21 protein-coding genes are annotated in these 20,766 nt (G+C 65.5%); 6 read left to right on the top strand and 15 right to left on the bottom strand.

Annotated features, from left to right (window positions below):
- Positions 1-262: 262 nt before the first annotated feature.
- Positions 263-1,711, bottom strand: a complete 1,449-nt coding sequence (locus JG743_RS12590) for a DHA2 family efflux MFS transporter permease subunit (RefSeq protein WP_202300529.1) — start codon at positions 1,709-1,711, stop codon at positions 263-265.
- 113 nt (positions 1,712-1,824) lie between these two features.
- On the opposite strand from JG743_RS12590, the gene JG743_RS12585 reads away from it, so the two are divergent.
- Positions 1,825-2,826 (top strand): ornithine cyclodeaminase family protein, encoded by a 1,002-nt coding sequence (locus JG743_RS12585; RefSeq protein WP_202300527.1) that lies wholly within the window; start codon positions 1,825-1,827, stop codon positions 2,824-2,826.
- Positions 2,823-4,304 (top strand): HAL/PAL/TAL family ammonia-lyase, encoded by a 1,482-nt coding sequence (locus tag JG743_RS12580; RefSeq protein WP_202300525.1) that lies wholly within the window; start codon positions 2,823-2,825, stop codon positions 4,302-4,304. The genes JG743_RS12585 and JG743_RS12580 overlap by 4 nt, the downstream gene beginning before the upstream one ends.
- A gap of 74 nt (positions 4,305-4,378) precedes the next feature.
- On the opposite strand, the gene JG743_RS12575 is transcribed toward JG743_RS12580, so the two are convergent.
- The 8 genes from JG743_RS12575 to JG743_RS12540 all read right to left on the bottom strand — a co-directional run bounded on the left by JG743_RS12575 (position 4,379) and on the right by JG743_RS12540 (position 11,886).
- Positions 4,379-5,446: an ABC transporter ATP-binding protein gene (locus tag JG743_RS12575; protein WP_202300523.1), complete on the bottom strand. Its 1,068-nt coding sequence runs from the start codon at positions 5,444-5,446 to the stop codon at positions 4,379-4,381.
- Entirely contained in the window at positions 5,446-6,234 is a 789-nt protein-coding gene (locus JG743_RS12570; RefSeq protein ID WP_202300521.1) for an ABC transporter permease, read from the bottom strand. The genes JG743_RS12575 and JG743_RS12570 overlap by 1 nt, the downstream gene beginning before the upstream one ends.
- Positions 6,234-7,103 carry an ABC transporter permease gene (locus tag JG743_RS12565; RefSeq protein WP_202300519.1) on the bottom strand — a complete coding sequence of 290 codons (870 nt, stop codon included), beginning with the start codon at positions 7,101-7,103 and terminating at the stop codon, positions 6,234-6,236. The genes JG743_RS12570 and JG743_RS12565 overlap by 1 nt, the downstream gene beginning before the upstream one ends.
- Before the next feature lie 28 nt (positions 7,104-7,131).
- Positions 7,132-8,193, bottom strand: a complete 1,062-nt coding sequence (locus JG743_RS12560) for an ABC transporter substrate-binding protein (protein ID WP_202300517.1) — start codon at positions 8,191-8,193, stop codon at positions 7,132-7,134.
- A 39-nt stretch (positions 8,194-8,232) separates the two neighbouring features.
- Entirely contained in the window at positions 8,233-9,207 is a 975-nt protein-coding gene (locus tag JG743_RS12555; protein ID WP_202300515.1) for a PfkB family carbohydrate kinase, read from the bottom strand.
- A complete protein-coding gene (locus JG743_RS12550; RefSeq protein ID WP_202300513.1) occupies positions 9,204-10,241 on the bottom strand; it encodes an ADP-ribosylglycohydrolase family protein in 1,038 nt (345 codons plus the stop codon). Before JG743_RS12550 ends, JG743_RS12555 begins: the two co-directional genes overlap by 4 nt.
- A 1-nt stretch (position 10,242) precedes the next feature.
- On the bottom strand, positions 10,243-10,968 hold the full coding sequence (locus tag JG743_RS12545) for a GntR family transcriptional regulator (RefSeq protein ID WP_202300511.1): 726 nt from the start codon (positions 10,966-10,968) through the stop codon (positions 10,243-10,245).
- A 147-nt stretch (positions 10,969-11,115) separates the two neighbouring features.
- Positions 11,116-11,886 carry an IclR family transcriptional regulator domain-containing protein gene (locus JG743_RS12540; protein WP_202300509.1) on the bottom strand — a complete coding sequence of 257 codons (771 nt, stop codon included), beginning with the start codon at positions 11,884-11,886 and terminating at the stop codon, positions 11,116-11,118.
- Positions 11,887-12,005: 119 nt separating this feature from the next.
- Between JG743_RS12540 and JG743_RS12535 the strand changes: the two genes are divergently transcribed.
- Genes JG743_RS12535 through pcaF form a run of 3 tightly spaced genes read left to right on the top strand, consistent with a single transcriptional unit; the run spans position 12,006 to position 14,869 of the window.
- A complete protein-coding gene (locus JG743_RS12535; RefSeq protein ID WP_202300507.1) occupies positions 12,006-12,863 on the top strand; it encodes a CoA transferase subunit A in 858 nt (285 codons plus the stop codon).
- Entirely contained in the window at positions 12,860-13,663 is an 804-nt protein-coding gene (locus tag JG743_RS12530; RefSeq protein WP_202300505.1) for a CoA-transferase subunit beta, read from the top strand. The genes JG743_RS12535 and JG743_RS12530 overlap by 4 nt, the downstream gene beginning before the upstream one ends.
- Entirely contained in the window at positions 13,664-14,869 is a 1,206-nt protein-coding gene (pcaF, locus tag JG743_RS12525) for a 3-oxoadipyl-CoA thiolase (protein WP_202300503.1), read from the top strand. It begins immediately after the preceding gene.
- 13 nt (positions 14,870-14,882) lie between these two features.
- Here the strand turns inward: pcaF and pobA are convergent, their stop codons facing one another.
- Genes pobA through pcaD form a run of 6 tightly spaced genes read right to left on the bottom strand, consistent with a single transcriptional unit; the run spans position 14,883 to position 19,693 of the window.
- Positions 14,883-16,055 carry a 4-hydroxybenzoate 3-monooxygenase gene (pobA, locus tag JG743_RS12520; protein WP_202300501.1) on the bottom strand — a complete coding sequence of 391 codons (1,173 nt, stop codon included), beginning with the start codon at positions 16,053-16,055 and terminating at the stop codon, positions 14,883-14,885.
- Positions 16,055-17,107 (bottom strand): 3-carboxy-cis,cis-muconate cycloisomerase, encoded by a 1,053-nt coding sequence (locus JG743_RS12515; RefSeq protein WP_202300499.1) that lies wholly within the window; start codon positions 17,105-17,107, stop codon positions 16,055-16,057. The genes pobA and JG743_RS12515 overlap by 1 nt, the downstream gene beginning before the upstream one ends.
- Before the next feature lie 11 nt (positions 17,108-17,118).
- On the bottom strand, positions 17,119-17,733 hold the full coding sequence (pcaG, locus tag JG743_RS12510) for a protocatechuate 3,4-dioxygenase subunit alpha (protein WP_202300496.1): 615 nt from the start codon (positions 17,731-17,733) through the stop codon (positions 17,119-17,121).
- Positions 17,733-18,485 (bottom strand): protocatechuate 3,4-dioxygenase subunit beta, encoded by a 753-nt coding sequence (gene pcaH / locus JG743_RS12505; protein ID WP_202300494.1) that lies wholly within the window; start codon positions 18,483-18,485, stop codon positions 17,733-17,735. Before pcaH ends, pcaG begins: the two co-directional genes overlap by 1 nt.
- Positions 18,478-18,891 (bottom strand): 4-carboxymuconolactone decarboxylase, encoded by a 414-nt coding sequence (gene pcaC, locus JG743_RS12500; RefSeq protein ID WP_202300492.1) that lies wholly within the window; start codon positions 18,889-18,891, stop codon positions 18,478-18,480. Before pcaC ends, pcaH begins: the two co-directional genes overlap by 8 nt.
- On the bottom strand, positions 18,884-19,693 hold the full coding sequence (gene pcaD / locus JG743_RS12495) for a 3-oxoadipate enol-lactonase (protein WP_202300490.1): 810 nt from the start codon (positions 19,691-19,693) through the stop codon (positions 18,884-18,886). Before pcaD ends, pcaC begins: the two co-directional genes overlap by 8 nt.
- A gap of 92 nt (positions 19,694-19,785) precedes the next feature.
- Between pcaD and pcaQ the strand changes: the two genes are divergently transcribed.
- Positions 19,786-20,703, top strand: coding sequence for a pca operon transcription factor PcaQ (gene pcaQ, locus JG743_RS12490; RefSeq protein WP_202300488.1), 918 nt, complete (start codon positions 19,786-19,788; stop codon positions 20,701-20,703).
- Positions 20,704-20,766: the final 63 nt, after the last annotated feature.

Raw genomic sequence — 20,766 nt, 5'->3', positions numbered from 1 at the left:
GGACACGCGTGTTCGCGCCTTGCCATACGAAACGAAAGCTAATCGGCTCAACACCGGCTCGTCAAATGAATCCGCGTCCGGAAATCCGCTTTGCGCTTCTATTCGCGAAGTGGCCGCATCGATTGCGCCAGCTGGTGCAATAGCCCGAAAATACAGCACTTTTGCCAATTCGATCCGCTGCGGTCACCTTCGGCGAAACGCGCCCTCCAAGACCAAAGGCGAAGGCGGAATTTATCCCCGCGATCGGCGCAAGATCCGGATGTCAATTCCCCGGCGAATGGCCTGAAACCTCCGCGCCCGCTGTCGGCGGCAGCACCAGGAAGCGCAAGACGGCCACCAGGCCGATTCCACCGACCATGAGGAAGGCGATGCGGAAATCGACGAGATCCAGCCCGCTTGCGCCTCTGCCGATTTGCGACAGGTTGAGGACCGCCGCCGCGACCGCCACGCCGAACAGCATCGATATTTGCTGCAGCATGCTGGACAGTGTCGCCGCCGAGCTGCGCTGCGCGGCCGAGATGTCGGCGAAAGCCAGCGTGTTGAGCGCGGTGAACTGCATCGAGCGCGACAGGCCGGCGACCAGCATCAGCGCCACCACCAGCACTTGCGGCGTCTGCGGCGAGATCGCCGCGCAGGCCATCACCGCGAGCGAGGCGATCAGGCCGTTGACGAGCAGCACGCGGCGGAACCCGAAGCGCCTCAGCGTCGGCGTCGTCACCGCCTTCATGCCGAGATTGCCGAGGAAATAGGCTAGGACAAGCATGCCCGCATCGACCGGCCGCAAGCCGAAGCCGACCTGGAACAGCAGGGGCAGGAGGAAAGGCGTCGCATTGATCGACACGCGGAAAATCGTCCCGGCCGACAATGTCGAGATGGCGAAGGTCAGGACCCTGAATGCGGTGAGGTCGAGCAGAGGGTGCGGGGTGCGCAACAGGTGCCGCACCGCCAGCCAGCCGATCAGCACGCCGGCGGCGATCAGCGCCAGGCTCGGCAAGGCGCCGTCCTCGGGATGGGCGATGCGCTCCAGCCCATAAAGCACCGCGGCGAGCGCGAACGAGGTGAGCACGAATCCCGGCCAGTCGAGCGGCCTGGTCTCGGCTTCACGCTCGCCCGGAACGAAGCGGGCGACCAGCAGCAGGCCGGCCAGGCCGAGCGGGATGTTGATGAAGAAGTTCCAGTGCCAGGAGAGATAGGTGGTGATGAAGCCGCCAAGCACCGGGCCCACCACCGGCGCGAACAGCGCCGGCCAGGTGATCAGCGCGGTGGCGGCGATCAGCTCCGACTTCGAGGCGTTGCGCAGCACCAGGATGCGGCCGACCGGCGTCATCAGCGCGCTGCCCAGGCCCTGCACCACGCGGGCCGCGACGAACTGCGAAAGGCTCAGCGAGAAGCCGCAGGCGATCGAGGCCAGCGTAAACAGGGCGATGGCCGCAAGGAAGACGTTGCGCGCGCCGAAACGGTCGGCGAGCCAGCCGGACAGCGGCACGAACACCGCCATCGTCAACATATAGGCCGTGATGCCGATGCTCATCGCCACGGCCGGCACGCCGAAGGATTGGCCCATCTGCGGCAGCGAGGTCGAGATGATCGTCGAATCCAGAAGCTGCATGAAGAAGGCGACAGCGACGATCAGCGCCACCCGTCGTGCCTGACGCGCCGGCATCGCCGTCGGCGGCTGGGACAAGGCTTGATTGTCGGGGATGCTGGTCATGACGGAACGGTTTGAACAGCATAGAGCCAGTCCCGTCCAGAGTTTATCCAACAAACTTTCGTGGTGGCTCGCCGCCTGCTATGGGAGAGTAGGGCTTGAGAGGGAAAAGTGGGATGAAGCCCATCTATATCGACTATCTCAACGCCCTCGACATCGAGGCGCTGGCGATGACCGATGCCGAGATAATCGGCGCGGTCGAGGCCGGCCTCGTTGCCCAGGGCCATGGCCAGACGGTGATCGAGCCGCGCGTCCATCTCGAGCCGGACCCGTCTTTCCACGGCCATTTCAATGTTTTGCGCGGCTACGTTGCGCCGCTCGACGCGGCCGGCGTCAAGATCGTCGGCGACTATGTCGACAACTACCTGCACGGGCTGCCGTCCGAGTTCGGCATCCTCAATCTGTTCGATCCGCGCACCGGCACGCCACGCGCCATCCTCGACGCCACCGTCATCACCGGCATGCGCACCGGCGCCGTCACCGCCATCGGCGCAAAGCACCTTGCGAAGAAAACATCGAAGGTGCTCGGCCATATCGGTGCGCGCGGCACCGCCTACTGGAATGTGCGCCTGCTCGATCATCTCTTCGACTTCGACGAGATCCGCGTCCATTCGCGCCGGCCTGAAAGCCGCAACAGCTTCGCCGCGAAACTGTCGGCCGACCTCGGCAAGAAAGTCACGGCGGTTGCCGACTGGAAGAGCTGCGTCGCGGGTGCCGACATCGTCGTCGAGGCCTCCCGCCTCAACGAGCCGCAACCCTTGCTCAAGACCGAATGGATCAAGCCGGGCGCGCTGGTCGTGCCCTACGGCACGATGAGCGCGGTGGAGCTGTCCCTGACCGACATCATGGGGAAGATCGTCGTCGACGACTGGGGCCAGTGCAAAGGCGGCAAGTTCGGCTCGCTGCGCGCCCATGTCGAAACCGGGCGGCTGAGCGAGGCGACGCTGCATGCCGAGCTCGGCCAGATCGCCGCCGGCCTGAAGCCCGGCCGCCAGGGTGACGGCGAGACGATCCTGTTCTGGCATCGCGGCCTGTCGCTCTCCGACATCGCGCTCGGCAAGGCGATGCTGGCCAAGGCCGGCGCGCAAGGCATCGGCCAGAGGCTGCGCTTCGCATGAGCCCGCTCGTCCTCACCGGCGCCGGCGTCAGCATCGAGGATGTGGCGGCCGCCGCGCGCAATGCGGCCAAGGTCGAGGTCACGCCCACCGTCATGGAACACCTGGCCAAGGCGCGCAAAGTCCTCGATGAAGCTGCCGCCGCCGGCCAGCAGATCTACGGGCTGAACACCGGGCTCGGCGCCAACCTCGGCACCGCCGTCGAGGGCGACGCCGGCGCCTTCCAGCGCCAGCTTCTCGACGGGCGCGGCGCCGCGGTGGGTGACGCATTGCCCATCCAGCTCGTGCGGGCGGTGATGTTTGCCCGCATCGCCATGCTTTCAGCGGGCGGCTCCGGCCTGTCTCCGCATGTGTTCACGGCGCTGGTCGAAGCGCTCAACGCGGGCGTGCATCCGGTGATGCCGGCGCTCGGCTCGATCGGCGCCGGCGACCTGGTGATGATGACGGCGATCGCCCACACGCTGATCGGCGAAGGCGACGCCGATTACCAGAGCCGGCGCATGCCGTCGGCCAAGGCGCTGATGATGGCGCGCCTCCCTCCGGTCAGCCTGGCGCCGAAGGACGGCTTGTCGCTGATCAATGCTTCGGCGGTCTCCACCGGCACCGGCGCATTGGCGCTTGTCGACGCGCTGTCGGCGATGGAACAACAGCAACAGGCCGGCGCACTGACCATGGAAGCGCTTGGGGCCAACCGCACCATCCTCGATCCGCGCCTGCAGGTCGCGCGGCCTGCGGCCTGCCAGCTGCTGGCGGCAAGGACGCTGCGCGACCTGCTCGCGCGCGACCGGGAAACGACGCCGACGACCTTACAGGATCCGCTGTCGATCCGCTGCATGCCCTCCATCCACGGAGCGCTGATCCAGGCGATCGATCATGCCAGGCTGGCGGTCGAGATCGAGCTCAACGCCGCCGCGGACAACCCGCTGGTGCTCGTTGATGATGCGTTGGTGATGTCGACCGGCAATTTTCACACCGCATCGCTGGCGCTGGCCTTCGAGACGCTTGGCCTGGCAATCGCTCAATGCGCGGCTGCCTCTGCCGCTCGCTTCATCCAGCTCACCGGCTCGGGCCGCAACGGCCTGCCCAAATACCTGTCGCCGGTCGGCGGCGCCTCCGCCGGCTTCGTGCCTCTGCAGAAGACTGTTGCGGCGATCCTGGCCGCCATCCGCCACAAAGCCAATCCCGTGATGCTCGACTATATTCCGGTCTCCGAAGGCGTTGAGGATCACGCAACGCAAACGCTTCTGGCGGTTTCGAAAAGCGCAGACATGATCGTGCTGTGGCGACGCCTCATCGCCCTGGAGCTGATGGCGGCGGCCCAGGCCGTTGACCTGCGTGAAGGGATCGCGCTGGCGCCGGCAACGGGTGTCATCCATGCGGCTGTCCGCACGCACGTGCCGGCGCTCAAGGAAGACAGGCCGCTCGGGGCCAACGCCAACGCGCTCCACGCCGCGCTCGCCGACGGCTCATGGCAGGCCTGAAAACAAGGAGTTAGCCGCGTTGCTTGAATCGGCGTCAGCGCGACACGCTTCAGATGACCGCCCGACGGCGTCGATTAGCCCGCCGCGATCAGCACAGTACTGTCCGGCGACCAGCTGAGCACCACCGGCTGACCTTCAGCCGGCCTTTCGGCACCGGTGTTTTGCACGATCACCTTCAGCGTCTGACCGTCCCGCTCGACGAAATAGGTGCTGTTGTTGCCGGCGAAGATGCGCTTGGACACCTGTCCCTTGAGCGTATTGGCATTGCCTGCCTCAGACCTCCCGGAACCGGTAGAGATCTGGATGCGCTCCGGCCGCACCGCGCAGCTTGCCTTGGCGCCGACCGCCAACGAGGGGCCTGACGAGGCATTGATCGTCGTGCCGTCGGGCAACCGGATCCCGTTGCCGGTGGCGTCGCCGCGAAAGATGTTGGCATCCCCGAGGAATGTCGCGGCGAACTCGCTTTGCGGCCGGTCGTAGATCTCCTCAGGCGGGCCTTCCTGCACCAGCCTGCCGTCGCGCAGGATGCCGATGCGGTCGCTCATCGTCAGCGCCTCTTCCTGGTCGTGGGTGACGAAGATGGTGGTGATGCCGATTTCGCGCTGGATGCGCTTCAATTCGATCTGCATGTCGACGCGCAGCGCCTTGTCGAGCGCGCCGAGCGGCTCATCGAGCAAGAGCACGCGCGGCTTGGTGACGATGGCGCGCGCCAGCGCCACGCGCTGCCGCTGGCCGCCGGAGAGCTGATGCGGCCGGCGGCCACCGAGCTTGCCGAGCTGCACGAGGTCGAGCGCCCGCTGAACCTCAGTCGCGATTTTCGCCTTGGCCTCGCCGCGCACCGAAAGGCCGAAGGCGACATTGTCGGCGACGCTCATATTCGGAAAAAGCGCATAGTTCTGGAACACCATGCCGATGCGGCGCTTCTCGACCGGCACGCGCTCGACGCTCTCGCCGCCGATGGCGATGCGGCCGGTGTCCGGAAAATCGAAACCCGCGATCTGCCGCAACAGCGTGGTCTTGCCGCTGCCCGACGGCCCGAGCAGCGCATAGAAACCGCCATCGGCAAAATCGATCGAGACATCGTCCAGCGCCCGGTGCGCGCCAAAACTGCGGGAGACGTTCGCTACCTGGACGCCTGCCATTATTTCTCTCCGCCGAATTTGAAGAAGCGCGCCGTGAGCAGCATCAGCGCCATCGACACCACGATGATGATCGTCGACACCGCGTTGATCTCGGGCGTGAAGCCCTTGCGGATCGCCGCATAGATTTCGACCGGCAGCGTCGTCTGGCCAGGCGTCGATAGGAAATAGGAGACCACGAACTGGTCGAACGACACGGCGAAGGCGAACAGTCCGCCGGCGATCACGCCGGGCATGATCCAGGGCAGCGTGACGCGGTTCGTCACCTGCCACTGGTTGGCGCCGAGCGAGCGCGCCGCTTCCTCCAGCTCCTGCGCAAAGGTCTGCAACCGGGCCGAGACGACGACGATCACATAGGGCAGCGCCAGCGCAACGTGACCGAGCAGGATGGCGACGAGCCCGCGACCGATGCCGATGCCGAAGAAGAAGATCAGCATCGCCGTGCCGGTGATCAGCCACGGAATGGCGATCGGCGGGAAGAGCAGCGCCTGCAGGACTTTCTTGCCTGGGAATTCATAGCGGTAGAGCGCCAGCGAGGCGGCCGAGCCGAGTACGGTCGAGATGATAGTGGTGATGACCGCGATCTCGATGCTGTTCCACGTCGCCGAAATCAGCTGGTCGTTCTGCCAGAGCGAGGCGTACCAGTCCGTCGTCCACTCGAGCGGCAATTGGTAAAAGGGCGAGACGTTGAACGACATCAGCGCCATGATGATGATCGGCAGATAGAGGAAGGCGAGCAGCAGGACGATGTAGAACCGGCCGAGCCATTCGAGAATGCGTGTCGTCGCCATCAGGCGGCCCTCCTCAACACCGGCGATACCGCCGCCAGGATCACCAGCACCACGGCAAGCAGGATGAAGGACAACGCCGCGCCCAGCGGCCAGTTGAAGACGGCGACGAACTGATCCTCGATCACCGTGCCGTAGAAGGTGCCGGTGCGGCCGCCGAGGATGCGCGGCTCCATGAAGGAGCCGACGACCGGCACGAAGATCAGCGCCGCACCTGCCACCAGTCCGGGCATTGACAGCGGGATGATCACGCGCCTCAGCACCTGCAGCCGCGAGGCTCCGAGCGATCGGCCCGCCTCGATCAGCGAATCGTCGATCGCCTGCAGCGTCAGGTAGCAGGTCAGCACCATGTAGGGCACGTAGGAGTGCACCAGGCCGATGATGACGGCCGGATAGGAATACATAAGGTCGATATTGATCTTGAACGGCAGCACGGCGTTGAGCGCCGTGTCGAGGATGCCGCCCTCGCGCAGCACCATCGCCCAGGAGAAGATGCGTACCAGCCCGTTCGACCAGAACGGCAGGATGACCAGCAGGAAGATCGCCTCGCGGCTGCGCCCCTTCAGCACCTTGGCCAGCACATAGGCCGCCGGATAGCCGATGACGACGCACCACAGCGTCACCTCGAGGCCGAGCCGCAGCGACGCGAGCAGAAGCGTCAGATAAAGGCTCTGCGAGAAGAAGGCCGCGTAGTTGTCGAGCGTGAACGCCCATTCCTTCCCGGCCAGCGGCAGGTCGGTCATGAAGGAGAAGAAGACCATGGCCGACAGCGGCAGGAAGATCGCCACCGTCAGCCACAGATAGGCGGGAAGGAGAAGCGGCAGGGCCGGCTTCAGTCCGCGGCGCGAACCGATCGCAAGCTGGTTGGCCATTTTGCCTCTCCTCCCCGAAAGACGCCGACTACTTCACGTCGACCTTCAGCTCCTGCCAGAGCGCCAGGTATTTCTCGCGCTGCTCGTCGGTGACCGGCGCCTGGAACTGGATGCGCTTGGCGACCTCGGGATCGCCCATGACCTTGCGGTTGAAGGCATCCTCGGGCAGCGCCTCGACCGCCTTGGTGTTGGCCGAAACCGGCGCGCCGACCTTGGTGACCCATTCGACGTAGAATTTTGGATCGATCATGTAGTTGATGAAGGCTTCGGCGCCCTCGACATTCTTGGAGCCGGCCGGGATCGAGAAGGCATCGAGCCAGGCGACAGCGCCTTCCTGCGGGATGACCAGTGAGACCGGCAGCTTGAAATGCGTCTTGGCGCGGTCGGCCGAACCGCTCCAGTAGGTGCCGATGTCGATCTGGTTGGAGGCGACCATCTGGTTCCAGTCGTTCTCCGAGCTCCAGAAGGTCTTGATCTGCGGCATCAGCGAGGTGAGCTTCGTCTTGACCGCTTCCATATCCTTGATGTCGTTGATGTTCTGGCCGCTGGCAATGGCGCCGAACTGCACCGCCTCGACGGCGTCGTCGCGGATGATGACGCGGCCCTTGTGCGCCGGGTCCCACATCTCGGCGATGCTCGTCGGCGGCTTGTCGAACGACTTCTCGTTGATGGCCAGTGCGGTCAGGCCCCAGACCCACGGCACGCCATAAACCTTGCCGTCATGGTTGAGCATCGGTGAGCCGGCTTTGTCCTTGCTGATGTCGGCGTAGTTGGGAAGCTTCGATACGTCGATCGGCTGGATCAGCTTGCCGGCCATCGCCTGGTCGTTGAAGGCGGCATTGATCATGACGACGTCGTAGAGGCCGGGATTGGTCCTGAGCTTCGTCAGCATTTCCTGTTCGGAGTTGAAGAAGTCGTTGACCACCTTGTTGCCGGTCGCCTTCTCGAAGGCGGCGATCGCCCACGGCTCGTCGGCGCCGTAGCCCTTCCAGTTGAGCACGTGCACTTCGCCGGCATTGGCGGCGAGGGTGAATGTCGAAGCGAAGACGGCTGTCGCCGTCAGAAAAGCGGTCAGTCTGGGCACGCGCATGTTTTCTTCCTCTCATTGTTCGCCCGGTTTGCGGGCTTGTTAAGTTGTGGCCTCTTGTTCCCGGTCCTGTGCGATCGCCGCTTGATCGCGAAGGGCAAGGAATTGCTGGATTTCTTCATCGGACGGCGCCGACGAGCCGCCGTGGCGGGTGACGGAAAGGGCCGCCGCCGCGTTGGCATAGCGGGCCGCTTCGCAAGGCAGCATGCCGCGCGACAGGGCGCTGACGAAGGCGCCGATATGGGTATCGCCGGCACCGTTGGTGTCGATCGCGTCGACCTCGAAGCCGGGTATGACCCTTATGCCGCCTTCGGCCAGCCGCACCAGGCAGCCTTGCGCGCCGGCGCGGATGACGACGCCTTCCGCTTTCGGACAGTGATTGGCGAGCAGCCGGATCGCCACCGTCTGCGCATCGCCGGCGCCTGCGATCTCTGCCGCCTCGTTGGTGTTGCAGCTCAGCCAGGTCGTGCGCGCCAGCACCCTGTCCAGAACCGGGCGCGGAATCTCGGCTATCACCGGCGTCGGATCGAAGACGAAAGCAATTTCCGCAGGCAACGCCTCGATCCAGTCGGCGAGCGCATCGCGGCTGCCGGGATAGCTGAGCGTATAGCCTGACGCGAACACCCAGTCGCCAGGCGTCACCTTGACGGGAGCCATCATGTCGAGGGTGAGCCGGCTCTCGGCGCCCGGCCAGGAGACGAAGGTCCGTTCGGCGTCGCCACTGATCATGGCGACGCAATTGCCGCTGTCCATCAACGGCGACGGCGGCGTCAGCGTCCTGATGCCTTCGGCAGCGAAGGCGGCGCGTAGGAAGTCACCGTCAGGACCGGTGCCGAGCTGCCCGCCGTACACCACTGTCATGCCGGTGCGGCGCGCCGCGACCATCATGTTGAAGCCGCCCCCGGCAACCCGTGCATAGCTCGACGCGGTCTTTTCCGTGCCCGGCGCCGGCAAGGCGTCGATGCGGTAGACATAGTCCACCACCGCGCTGCCGACATGGACGAGCCGTCCGTTCATGCGGCTGCCTCCTTGCCGGAGCGGATCTTCGCCTGCCGCGCCGCGACGAGATCGGCGGCCAGCACGCGAACCTCGGTGAGATCGATGCCGTGCAACTTCGCGATGCGATCCTGCGGCAGGCGCGACAGGCCGGCCGCGGCCCCAGCCATGCCGGCGGCGATGGCGCCGATCGTGTCGGTGTCGCCGCCGAGATTGGCGCTGATGACGGCGGCCCGCCAGGGATCGCCTTGCGCAACCTCCAGCACGGCAAACGCCGCCGGAACGGATTCCTGGCTGGCGACGCCGGTACCGACCAGATCGACAATCAGCCTGATCGCCTCTTTCTCCGTCTTGCCGCGCACGAGGTCCTGCGCCCAGGCGATCCGCGTGGCGATATCGCCGCCGGTGACCCAGTGCCCGAGCGTTGCTCCGAGCCGCGCTGCCATCACGGCGCGCTCGCAAGCCGCGCGCCAGTCTGCGCCTGAGACTCCGCTGCTGACTGCCGCCGCGACCGCTGCAGCCGAGGCAATGGCGATCGAGGTGTTGTGCGTGGCACGACAGGTTTCCGCCACCTTGGCGACCAGCACGTCGAGCGGAGCCAGCGGCATCATGATGCCGACCGGCGCGATGCGCATCGCCGCGCCATTGGTGTCGCCGCCGCTGCCGGCTTCCTCGGGCGGGACGCCGCCATTGATGGCGTCGATGGCGCGCTTGGTCGACGGGCCGAGTAGATCGTAGCTGCCCCGCGCCTTTACCTCGCGCTCCCAATCGAGCAGCGCGTTGACCCAGCGCGCATGATCGAAGCGCTTGCCGGACTCGATCAAGATGCGGCCGAGCAGCAGCGCCTGTTCCGTATCGTCGGTAATGGTGCCGGCAACTAGGCCCTTTGACACCGGATGGTCGGCGGCGGGCGCGACGAAATCCTCGACATGACCGTAGAGCGCGGCGATGCGGTCGGGCGACAAGAGCTGCGTGGGCATGCCCAGCGCGTCGCCAAGCGCGCCGCCGATGAGCGCGCTTGTCGCCCGGTCGATCATCCCGGCCGTGTCCGTCATCTCAAAACTCCAGATGAAGGGCGAAATGCGCCGGATTGAGCAGGCTGGTGACGAATTCGATGGCGCGGCCGTCGGCAGCGCGCGTCAGGCGCCGCGTGCGCAGGAACGGCGTGCCCGGCGCGCAGTCTAGGATGGTGGCGTCCTCGGCACTCAGCATCTCGATGTCGACCCATTCCTCGCCATGATCGGGAACGAGCCCCGCCCCGCGCAAAGTCTGGTGCAGCGAGCCTTCGCGCAGGCCGCGCAACGGCACGTCTTCCAGTTCCGGCGATAGCGGCAGGCGGCTGCGCTCGATCGAGATGGCGTGGCCGTCAACGGCATTGCTGCGAACGCGATCGACGGCGATGAAGGCTGGATTGTCGACGCCGAGCCTGGCGGCGAGGTCTGCGTCCTCGATGACTTCGAGCCGCAGCGTGCGCGTCTCGGCATTGGCGCCGGCATTGGCGAGCGCCCGCGACCAGCCGATGGCGTCATCGACCGGCATGCCGTCGAAGGTGACGAAGGAGCCGATGCCGACCCTGGTGGTGATCAAACCCCGGCTCGACAGTTCTTCCAGCCCCTTGCGGACCGTGTTGCGGCTGACGGAGAAGCGCTGGACGAGCTCGTTCTCGCTCTGCAGGCGGTCGCCGAAGCCCAGCACGCCGGAGCGGATCTCATGCTCCAGCACTGTCGCGATCTGCTCGGGCTTGCCCGTGCCGGGAGTAAGCTGCGCAACGCGACGGGCCATATCGATACCTGTTCAGTGAACCTGTATAATCCTGTTCAATACTGCATTTGAAAGGCGACGTCAACGGCCCAGGCCTGACAGCAGCCTATCCAGCTGTGGACCGGCTGGTTGCCTCCAGAATTTGATGGCAGAAGCCGTCGGAGTCGCTCAGACGAAGAAGAACTCCTCGATGCGCAGCTTTGCCTTGCGCAGCGACGGCACGATTTCGCGCTCCATCGCATCGACGGAGAAGCGGGCCGATTGGGTCGAGACGTTGATGGCGGCGACGATATGGCCGGTTCGGTCGCTGATCGGCACGGCGATCGAACGCAGGCCAAGCTCCAATTCCTCGTCGACGATGGCGAACCCTGCCGCCCTCGCCACGTCAATCGCCTTGCCGAGCGCGGCACGGCTGATGATCGTCTTCGGCGTCCGCCGCTCGATCTTTGCCGCAGCGAGGAAGGCCTTCAGTTCAATCGCATCCAAACCGGAGAGCAGCACCCTCCCCATGGAGGTGCAGTAGGCGGGCAACCTGGTGCCGACGTCGAGCGCAACGCTCAAGATCCGGCGGCCGGGGATGCGGGCAACGTAGACGACGTCCTCGCCCGACAGCACCGCCGCGTTGCAGGCTTCGTCGAACTGCCCCGCCACCTCACGCATGATCGGCGCCGCGAAGGTCCACAGCGACGCGCCGCCGAGCCAGGTCCGCGCGACGGTCAGCAGGCGCGGCGACAGTGAAAACAGCCGACCCGACTGCGTGGCGTAGCCGGTCGCAGTCAGCGTCAGCAGGAAGCGGCGGGCGCCGGCGCGCGTTAGGCCCGCCTCCTCCGCCATCTCGGTCAGCGTCATGCCGGCCGGGTGGCGGGCCAGGATCTCCATGACCGCGAGCCCGCGTTCCAGCGAGCCGACATGGTCACGCGAAGCGCCTTCGTCTTCCATTTGATCCCCACAAACGACTGCCGCGTCGGGATTGACTCGATACGGCCACCCGGCATAAAAGTATGTCATAGCAAACATATGTTCGCAATGCGAACTTTTCTAAAACCGGAGCCCGAAGAATGGTGAAGTTCCTGCCGCTGAAGGAGGCCGTGGCGGAGAATCTGCACGATGGCGATACGGTCGCCTTCGAGGGCTTCACCCATCTGATCCCGACCGCGGCCGCGCATGAGGCCATCCGCCAGGGTTTTCGCGACCTGACATTGATCCGCATGACGCCGGACCTGATCTACGATCAGATGATCGGCATGGGCATGGCGAGGAAGATCGTCTTCTCCTATTTGGGCAATCCGGGCGTCGGCCTGCTGAGGCGCGCCCGCGACGCCATAGAGAATGGTTTTCCGCGCGCCATCGAGGTCGAGGAGCACAGCCACGCCGGCATGGCCAACGCCTATGAGGCGGGCGCAGCCGGCCTGCCCTGCGCCGTCTTCCGCGGTTATCGCGGCGCGGGTCTTGCCGCGGTCAACCCGAACATCAAATCCATCACCTGCCCGTTCACCGGCGAAGCGCTCGCCGCTGTTCCATCCATCCGGCCCGACGTCACCTTCATCCACGCGCAGAAGGCCGACCGGAAGGGCAATGTTCTGGTCGAAGGCATCATCGGCATCCAGAAGGAAGCGGTACTGGCGGCAAAACGCGCCGTGGTGACGGTGGAGGAAGTGGTCGACAATTTCGACGACCTCCATCCCAACCTGACCGTGCTGCCGAGCTGGACGATCGCGGCGATCTCGGTCGTGCCGGGCGGCTCGCATCCCTCCTACACGCACGGCTACTATGCGCGCGACAACGCCGCCTATCTCGAATGGGACGAGATCGCCGCCGACCGCGACCGTTTCCAGGCCTGGATGCGGAAGAACGTCATCGAGAGCAGCGCGGACGACTTTGCCGCCCGTGTCGAGCATTTGAGGAAAGCCGCATGAGCGACGCTGAAAATCAGGGCTTCACGCCCAACGAGATGATGACGATCGCCGCCAGCCGTGCGCTGAAGAGCGATGACGTCTGCTTCGTCGGCATCGGCGCGCCCTCCGCCGCCTGCAATGTCGCGCGGCTGACGCATGCGCCCGACATCACGCTGATCTACGAGAGCGGTACCATCGGCACCGCGCCTGATGTCCTGCCGCTGTCGATCGGCGACGGCGAATTGTGCGAGACGGCGGTCACCACCGTCGCGGTGCCGGAGATGTTCCGCTACTGGCTGCAGGGCGGGCGCATCTCGATCGGCTTTCTCGGCGCGGCGCAGCTCGACAGGTTCGGCAACATCAACACCACCGTCATCGGCGACTATGCGCATCCCAAGACCCGCCTGCCCGGCGGCGGCGGCGCGCCGGAGATCGCCACCTCGTCGAAGGAAATCTACATCACCATGGCGCAGTCGAAGCGCGGTATGGTCGAGAAGATCGACTTTTTCACCTCCTTCGGCCATGGCGAAGGCGGCGACCATCGTAAGCGCCTGGGCATAAATACAGCCGGCCCGACGCTTTTGATCACCGACCTCGCCGTGTGGAAGCCAGATCCCGTCACTAAGGAATTCACCGTCGTATCGCTGCATCCCGGCGTCAGCCGCGAGCAGGTGCAGGCGACCTGTGGCTGGACGGTCAAGTTCGCCGAGGCCCTTGACGAGACGCCGGCGCCGACGGAGCTCGAGCTGAAGACATTGCGCGATCTTCAGGCCCGCACCAAGGCGGCGCATGAAGGGACCGCCAAAGGGAAAGCTGCATAGATGGCCGACGCCTACATCTGCGACTACATCCGCACGCCGATCGGCCGCTTTGGCGGCTCGCTCTCCTCGGTACGCGCCGACGATCTCGGCGCCATCCCGCTAAAGGCTCTGGTCGAGCGCAATGCCGGTGTCGACTGGGCGGCGGTTGACGACATCGTCTATGGCTGCGCCAACCAGGCCGGCGAAGACAACCGCAACGTGGCGCGCATGGCATTGCTGCTTGCCGGCCTGCCCCAGGACATTCCGGGTTCGACCGTCAACCGCCTCTGCGGCTCCGGCATGGATGCCGTCACCATCGCCGCGCGCGCCATCAAGGCCGGAGAAGCCGAGCTGATGATCGCCGGCGGCGTGGAATCGATGAGCCGCGCCCCCTTCGTCATGCCCAAGGCCGACACCGCCTTCTCGCGCAACGCCGAGATCCACGACACCACCATCGGCTGGCGCTTCATCAATCCGCTGATGAAGAAGCAGTACGGCGTCGATTCCATGCCGGAAACCGGCGAGAACGTCGCCGAGGACTTTTCCGTCAGCCGAGCAGACCAGGACGCCTTCGCCGTGCGCAGCCAGGACAAGGCCGTCGCCGCGCAGGCCAATGGCCGGCTGGCGAAGGAGATCACGCCGGTGACGATCCCGCAGAGGAAAGGTGATGCGGTTGTGGTCGGCAAGGACGAGCATCCCCGCGCCGGCACGACGATCGAGGCGCTGGCCAAATTGCCGACGCCATTCCGGCAAGGCGGCACGGTGACCGCCGGCAATGCCTCCGGCGTCAATGACGGCGCCGCCGCGCTTATCGTCGCCTCGGAAGCAGCGGCGAAGAAACATGGCCTGACGCCGATCGCCCGCATCCTTGGCGGCGCGACGGCGGGTGTCGCGCCACGCATCATGGGCATTGGCCCTGCCCCGGCCACGAAGAAACTCTGCGCCCGCCTCGGCCTGACACCCCAACAGTTCGACGTCGTCGAATTGAACGAAGCCTTCGCCTCGCAGGGCATCGCGGTGCTGCGCCAGCTCGGCATCGCGGAGAACGCCGCGCACGTCAATCCGAATGGCGGCGCGATCGCGCTCGGCCACCCGCTCGGCATGTCGGGCGCCCGAATCACCGGCACGGCGGCGCTCGAGTTGCGTGAACGCGGCGGCCGCTATGCGCTCGCCACCATGTGCATCGGTGTCGGGCAAGGCATTGCGATCGCGCTGGAGCGTGTGTGACGGCTTCCGCCGATCAATAAGGAAGGCCGACGTAGTTCTCGGCGAGCGCCGTCGACGCCGCTTGCGAATGGACGAGATAATCGAGCTCGGCTTCCTGGATGCGTTGGCCGAATTCGCCCGTTTCGGGAAAGCGGTGCAGGATCGTTGTCATCCACCAGGAAAAGCGCACCGCTTTCCAGACTCTCGCCAGCGCCCTGGCTGAATACGCATCGAGCCCGGCTTGCGACCTCTCGCGATAGAATTCGCGAAGCCCGGCAAAGAGATAGCGCACGTCGCTGGCGGCGAGGTTGAGCCCCTTGGCGCCGGTCGGCGGCACGATATGCGCGGCGTCGCCGACCAGGAACAACCGGCCGAAGCGCATCGGCTCGGCGACGAAGGAGCGCAGCGGCGCGATCGATTTCTCGAAGGACGGCCCGGTGGTGACGGAAGCCGCGGTCTGTGGCGGCAGCCGGCGGCGCAACTCGTCCCAGAAGCGATCGTCCGACCAGGCCTCGACGCGTTCGTCGGCGGGGACCTGCACATAGTAGCGGCTGCGGTGCGGCGACCGCATCGAGCACAGCGCGAAACCTCGCTCATGATTGGCGTAGACCAGCTCGTGATCGGCCGGCGGCACCTCCGCCAACACGCCCAGCCAGCCGAACGGATATTGCCGCTCGAAGGTCTTCAGAGCGCGCTCCGGCACCGACCTGCGGCTGACGCCGTGATAGCCATCGCAGCCGGCGATGAAGTCGCAGTCGATGCGGTTTCTGACGCCGTCCTTGTCGTAGGTGACGGACGGCGCTCCACCGTCGAAATCATGCAGCGCGACATTGGCGGCTTCGTAGACGGTGACCAGCCCGGCTGCCTCGCGCTTGTCCATCAAATCATGTGTCACCTCGGTCTGGCCATAGACGGTGACATGCTTGCCACCGGTGAGCCCCGTAAGATCGATGCGGTGCAAGCGTCCGTCGAACGCGAGCGAGATGCCGGAATGCGGCAGGCCTTCGGCATTGAGCCTGCCCGCGGCGCCGGCCTCGCCGAGCAGGTCGACGGTGCCCTGTTCGAGCACACCGGCGCGCACCCGGCCAAGCACATGCTCCCGGCTCGACCGCTCGAGGATGATCGTCTCGACGCCGATGGTGGCGAGCAACTGGCCGAGCAGCAGGCCCGACGGTCCCGACCCGACAATGACAATTTGCGTGCGCATCAGTGGCCGAGGCTTTCGATCTGTCTGGCAAGTTCCGCGGCCAGTCGCAGCGCCGCCGCCGTCGCCACCACCATCAGCGGCAGGATGAGCCATTCCAGCGTCCACGCCGCCCCCGAGCGCTCCTGCTCATGCACCAGCGTCTGGTGCATGCCGGCAAGCTGCGTGGCGTTGAAGCGCGCGAGCGCCACCAGCACCTCCGCCTTCACCGGGTTCTGCTTGTGCGGCATCGCCGACGAGCCGCCGCCGCCGGACAGTTTTATGTCCGTGCCGGCCTGCGCCATCAGTGCGATATCCTGGCCGAATTTGCCGAGGCTGCCGGTGGTGAGCGACAGCCAGCCGGCGAACTCGGCGAGCGCATCGCGTTGACTATGCCATTGCGGCGCGTCGCCGAGGCCGAGTTTGGCGGCGAGTGCGGAGCGCACAGCCGGCGCCTTGTCGCCCAGCTTTTCGAGCGTGCCGGCCGCGCCGCCGAACTGGACCACGAGCAGCCGCGTGGACTGTTCCTTCATTCTGAGTTGGTGGCGCTCGAGCGGCACCCGCCACGAAACGATCCGATCCCGCACCGTGATCGGGACTGCCGGCTGCATGCGCGTCATCGCCATCAGCGCCCGGCCCCCGAAATCCTGTTCCAGCCCGGTGAGGCGAACGATGTTCTCGCTGAGCAGCAGGCTGATATGGTCGACCGCGCCGCGCAGCCGGAGCACCAGCGAGCTGTCGACGACGTCCTGGCTCGTCGCGCCGAAATGAACGAAGGCGTGGTGCGGCTCGCCGACGGCGGCCTTGATCTGGCGCACCAGCTCCGGCACCACGACGCCATCCCCGGCAACGCCGGCCCTGAGCTTGGCCGTGTCAGGCCGGAACGAGGCCAGCGCCGAACCGATTGCCGTCGCGGCGTCTTTGGGAATGACGCCGCACTCGGCCTCGGCCTCGGCCAGCGCCCGCTCGAACCCGAGCATCGCCTCTATATCGGCTTCCACCGAAAAATGCCTTGCCGCCTCCTCGTCGCCGAGCAGGCCGGAAAGCAGCGGATGATCGAAGGGTGATACGGTCATGTGGCGGTCGGTCAACTATCGAAGAAAACCGTCTCCTTTTCGCCCTGCAGATGGACGTCGAAGACGTAGGTGTCGCCCTGGCGTTCGGCGATCAGCGTCGGCACGCGCAGGCGATGCTCGATGCGGGAAAGGATCGGATCCTCGCCATTGGCCTTTTCCTCGTCCGAGAAATAGAGCCTCGTATGCAGGCCGATATTGATGCCGCGCGCCACGATCCACAGCGTGATGTGCGGCGCCATCAACCGCCCGTCGCGGAACGGCACGCGGCCCGGCTTGATCGTCCGGAACAGGCAGACGCCGGTTTCCATGTCGGTCGGCTGCCGGCCCCAGCCCGAAAAGTTTGGGTCGGCCGCGCCACGCAACTCTGCCGGCGAATTGTAGAATCCATTGGCATCGGCCTGCCAGATCTCGATCAACGCGTCCTTGAGCGGCCCCCCGCCACCGTCGAAAACGCGGATACGCAGCTCGATGCGCTCGCCCCTGGCCTGGTCGTTGACCATGGTCGAACCAAGATCGCTCTCATAGACGCCATCGATGCCGCAGAAATTCGGCGTCAGCCCTATATGCACGTAGGGCCCGGCGGTCTGCGATGGGCTTTCCTTCAGCCGGTCGAGCGACTGGGCCATCAGTTGCCCTCCGGCCTGTTCTCGAACAGCGTCGAGCGCCGCCCGCGCAGCACGATATCGAACTTGTAGGCGAGTGCGTCCATGGGGACGGTCGACTGCATGTCGAGCAGGGCAATCAGTGCCTCCACGGCAGCCCTGTTGGAAATGCCGCCGACGATCGGGCAACGCCAGATCAGCGGATCGCCTTCGAAATACATCTGGGTGATCAGCCGCTGCGCGAAGCCGTGGCCGAACACGGAAAAGTGGATGTGGGCAGGCCGCCAGTCATTCGGGCCGTTCGGCCAGGGATAGGGCCCGGGCCTGACGGTGCGAAAGGCATAGCCGCCATTCTCGTCGGTGATGGTGCGGCCGCAGCCGCCAAAATTCGGATCGAGCGGCGCCAGATATCCATCCTTCTTGTGGCGATAACGGCCGCCGGCATTGGCCTGCCAGAACTCGAGCAGCACGCCGGGCACGCCCTTGCCGCGTTCGTCGAGCACGCGCCCGTGGACGATGATGCGCTCGCCGATGGCGCTCTCGCCAGACTTGGCGAAATTATGGATCAGGTCGTTGTCGAGTTCACCCAGCAACGCGTGCCCGAACACCGGGCCGGTGAGTTCCGACAGCGTGTTGTCGAATGAAAGCAGCGCCTTTTGCGGCGAGCGCAGCACCGAACTCTTGTAGGCCGGCGTCAGCGCAGGCGGATGCCAAAGGCGATCGCGCTGAAAGAAGGCGCCGGTCTCCGGCGTCCGGTTGGAGCCTGGCTCAGGCATGGGCATTCTCGGCTCCGTCCATCTGCGCGAACACCTCCTTGGCGATCCTGAAGGCGCGGTTGGCGGCCGGCACGCCGGCATAGATCGCGACATGCAGGAAGGCCTCGCAGATATCGTCGCGCGAGGCGCCGGTGTTGGCGGTGGCGCGCACATGCATCGCTACCTCCTCATCATGGCCAAGGGCCGCGAGCAGCGCCAGCGTCACGATCGAGCGCTCGCGCTTCGACCAGCCGGGACGGGCCCACACGGTTCCCCACGCAGCCTCGGTGATCAGGTGCTGGAACGGTCGGTCGAAATCGGTGGCGGCATCCTCGGCGCGGTCGACATGCGGATCGCCGAGCACGGATCGCCGGACGTCAAGTCCGGTGCGGTACCGGGTTGGGTTCTTTGAGGAGACATCATCCATGGGTTTGCTTTCCGCTGGGAAGCGAGGCGACGAAATCGCGGATCAGAGCGGTGAACGCCTCCGGCTGCTCGACGCAGGTAATGTGCCCGGCATCGCGGATCACCTCGAAGCGCGCGCCGGGAATGAGATCGGCCAGCGAGCGCACCAAGGCGGGCGGCGTCGAGCCGTCGTGGTCGCCGACGATGCAGAGCGTCGGCACCGCGATTCGGCGCGCGGCCTCGGTGAAGTCGGCATCGCGAACAGCGCCACAGGTGCCGATATAGCCGGCGAGCGGCTGCCTGGTCAGCATGTTCCAGCAGCCGTCGAGATCGGCGGAACGCTCCGCGTGGAAGGCAGGGGTGAACCACACTTTGAGCACGCCGTCGGCAATCTCCTGGATGCCTTTGCTTTCGACCGTCGCGATGCGGGTATTCCAGCTTTCGACCGTACCGATCTTGTGCGCGGTATCGCTCAGGATCAGGCCCTCGACGCTGTCGGGGCGCCGCTCATAGAACCCTTGCGCGATCATGCCGCCGACCGACAGTCCGCACAGCACGACCTTGTCCAGACCGAAGTGATCGATGAGGCCGCAGAGGTCGTCGACATGGTCGTCGATCGAACTGACACCGCCAATATCGGAGAGCCCGTGGCCGCGCTTGTCATAGACGAGCGTCGGCATCTCATCGCCGAGCGACGAGACAATCTCGTCCCAGATCCGGAAGTCGGTGCCGAGCGAATTCATGAATATGATCGGGCGCACTTTGCCAGTCCCCGGCTTGTAGCGATGGTGCAGCGTAACGCCGCCGATGCTGACGAATGGCACGATTTCGATCCTCCGCTGTTAGCTTGCACTAGGCGTTTGGTTCGGTAAAATGATATTTTGCGGCATTTCATTAACTTGGGGGTTATCGAACCGTGGCCGAAAGCCGTATCCGCTTCCGACACCTGCAGGCGTTTCTCGAAGTGGCACGGCAAGGCAGTGTGGCAAGGGCGGCCGAGTTCCTGCATGTCAGCGCGCCGGCCGTGACCAAGACATTGCGCGAGCTGGAAGAGGCGCTCGGCATCGCCGTCGTCGAACGCGACGGGCGCGGCATCCGCGTGACGCGGCTCGGCGAGATCTTCCTTGGCCATGCCGGCACGGCGATCACCGCGCTGAAGCGCGGCGTCGATTCGGTCCGGCAGGACGGCGCCGTCAATCGCCATCCGATCCGTATCGGCGCCCTGCCGACGGTATCTGCGCGGGTTATGCCGCTCGCCATGAGCCTGTTCCTGAGCGAGAACACTGGCGCCGCCATCAAGATCGTCACCGGCGAGAACGCGGTGCTGCTCGAACAATTGCGCGTCGGCGCGCTCGACCTCGTCGTCGGCCGGCTTGCAGCGCCGGAGAACATGACCGGCTTCTTCTTCGAGCATCTCTATTCCGAACAGGTTCTGTTCGTGGTGCGGGCCGGGCATCCGCTGCTGGAACCGGGAGCAGACATTTTCGCGCGGCTGGATGAATTCCCGGTCCTGATGCCGACACGGGAATCCGTCATCCGCCCCTTCGTCGACCGCCTGTTCATCACCAACGGCATGACCGCGCCGGCAACAGAAATCGAGACCGTTTCGGACTCCTTCGGCCGTTCCTTCATGCGCCAGAGCAATGCGGTGTGGATCATCTCGGCCGGTGTCGTCGCCAACGAGATCGCCAGCGGCGCCTTCGTCGCCTTGCCGGTCGACACCGAGGAGACCAAGGGACCGGTCGGCCTGACGATGCGCACCGACACCGCCCCCTCGCCTGCCTTTTCCATCATGCTGCAGACGATCCGCGAGGCGGCGCGGCACAACGCCTGAGCGATGGACTCCGTCCGGCGCGACTTTTCATAACCTGTAGGTTAATAAAACACCGCAAAATAT

Source organism: Mesorhizobium sp. 131-2-1 (genome assembly GCF_016756535.1).
GTDB lineage: Bacteria > Pseudomonadota > Alphaproteobacteria > Rhizobiales > Rhizobiaceae > Mesorhizobium.
The sequence above is the reverse complement of the archived record's forward strand: the minus strand, read 5'-3'. Positions and strand labels throughout refer to the sequence as shown.

Excerpts from the sequence above, each read along its gene's own strand:
- JG743_RS12590 (WP_202300529.1), bottom strand. The coding sequence starts at position 1,711 with ATGACCAGCATCCCCGACAATCAAGCCTTGTCCCAGCCGCCGACGGCG.
- JG743_RS12585 (WP_202300527.1), top strand. The coding sequence starts at position 1,825 with ATGAAGCCCATCTATATCGACTATCTCAACGCCCTCGACATCGAGGCG.
- JG743_RS12580 (WP_202300525.1), top strand. The coding sequence starts at position 2,823 with ATGAGCCCGCTCGTCCTCACCGGCGCCGGCGTCAGCATCGAGGATGTG.
- JG743_RS12575 (WP_202300523.1), bottom strand. The coding sequence starts at position 5,446 with ATGGCAGGCGTCCAGGTAGCGAACGTCTCCCGCAGTTTTGGCGCGCAC.
- JG743_RS12570 (WP_202300521.1), bottom strand. The coding sequence starts at position 6,234 with ATGGCGACGACACGCATTCTCGAATGGCTCGGCCGGTTCTACATCGTC.
- JG743_RS12565 (WP_202300519.1), bottom strand. The coding sequence starts at position 7,103 with ATGGCCAACCAGCTTGCGATCGGTTCGCGCCGCGGACTGAAGCCGGCC.
- JG743_RS12560 (WP_202300517.1), bottom strand. The coding sequence starts at position 8,193 with ATGCGCGTGCCCAGACTGACCGCTTTTCTGACGGCGACAGCCGTCTTC.
- JG743_RS12555 (WP_202300515.1), bottom strand. The coding sequence starts at position 9,207 with ATGAACGGACGGCTCGTCCATGTCGGCAGCGCGGTGGTGGACTATGTC.
- JG743_RS12550 (WP_202300513.1), bottom strand. The coding sequence starts at position 10,241 with ATGACGGACACGGCCGGGATGATCGACCGGGCGACAAGCGCGCTCATC.
- JG743_RS12545 (WP_202300511.1), bottom strand. The coding sequence starts at position 10,968 with ATGGCCCGTCGCGTTGCGCAGCTTACTCCCGGCACGGGCAAGCCCGAG.
- JG743_RS12540 (WP_202300509.1), bottom strand. The coding sequence starts at position 11,886 with ATGGAAGACGAAGGCGCTTCGCGTGACCATGTCGGCTCGCTGGAACGC.
- JG743_RS12535 (WP_202300507.1), top strand. The coding sequence starts at position 12,006 with ATGGTGAAGTTCCTGCCGCTGAAGGAGGCCGTGGCGGAGAATCTGCAC.
- JG743_RS12530 (WP_202300505.1), top strand. The coding sequence starts at position 12,860 with ATGAGCGACGCTGAAAATCAGGGCTTCACGCCCAACGAGATGATGACG.
- pcaF (WP_202300503.1), top strand. The coding sequence starts at position 13,664 with ATGGCCGACGCCTACATCTGCGACTACATCCGCACGCCGATCGGCCGC.
- pobA (WP_202300501.1), bottom strand. The coding sequence starts at position 16,055 with ATGCGCACGCAAATTGTCATTGTCGGGTCGGGACCGTCGGGCCTGCTG.
- JG743_RS12515 (WP_202300499.1), bottom strand. The coding sequence starts at position 17,107 with ATGACCGTATCACCCTTCGATCATCCGCTGCTTTCCGGCCTGCTCGGC.
- pcaG (WP_202300496.1), bottom strand. The coding sequence starts at position 17,733 with ATGGCCCAGTCGCTCGACCGGCTGAAGGAAAGCCCATCGCAGACCGCC.
- pcaH (WP_202300494.1), bottom strand. The coding sequence starts at position 18,485 with ATGCCTGAGCCAGGCTCCAACCGGACGCCGGAGACCGGCGCCTTCTTT.
- pcaC (WP_202300492.1), bottom strand. The coding sequence starts at position 18,891 with ATGGATGATGTCTCCTCAAAGAACCCAACCCGGTACCGCACCGGACTT.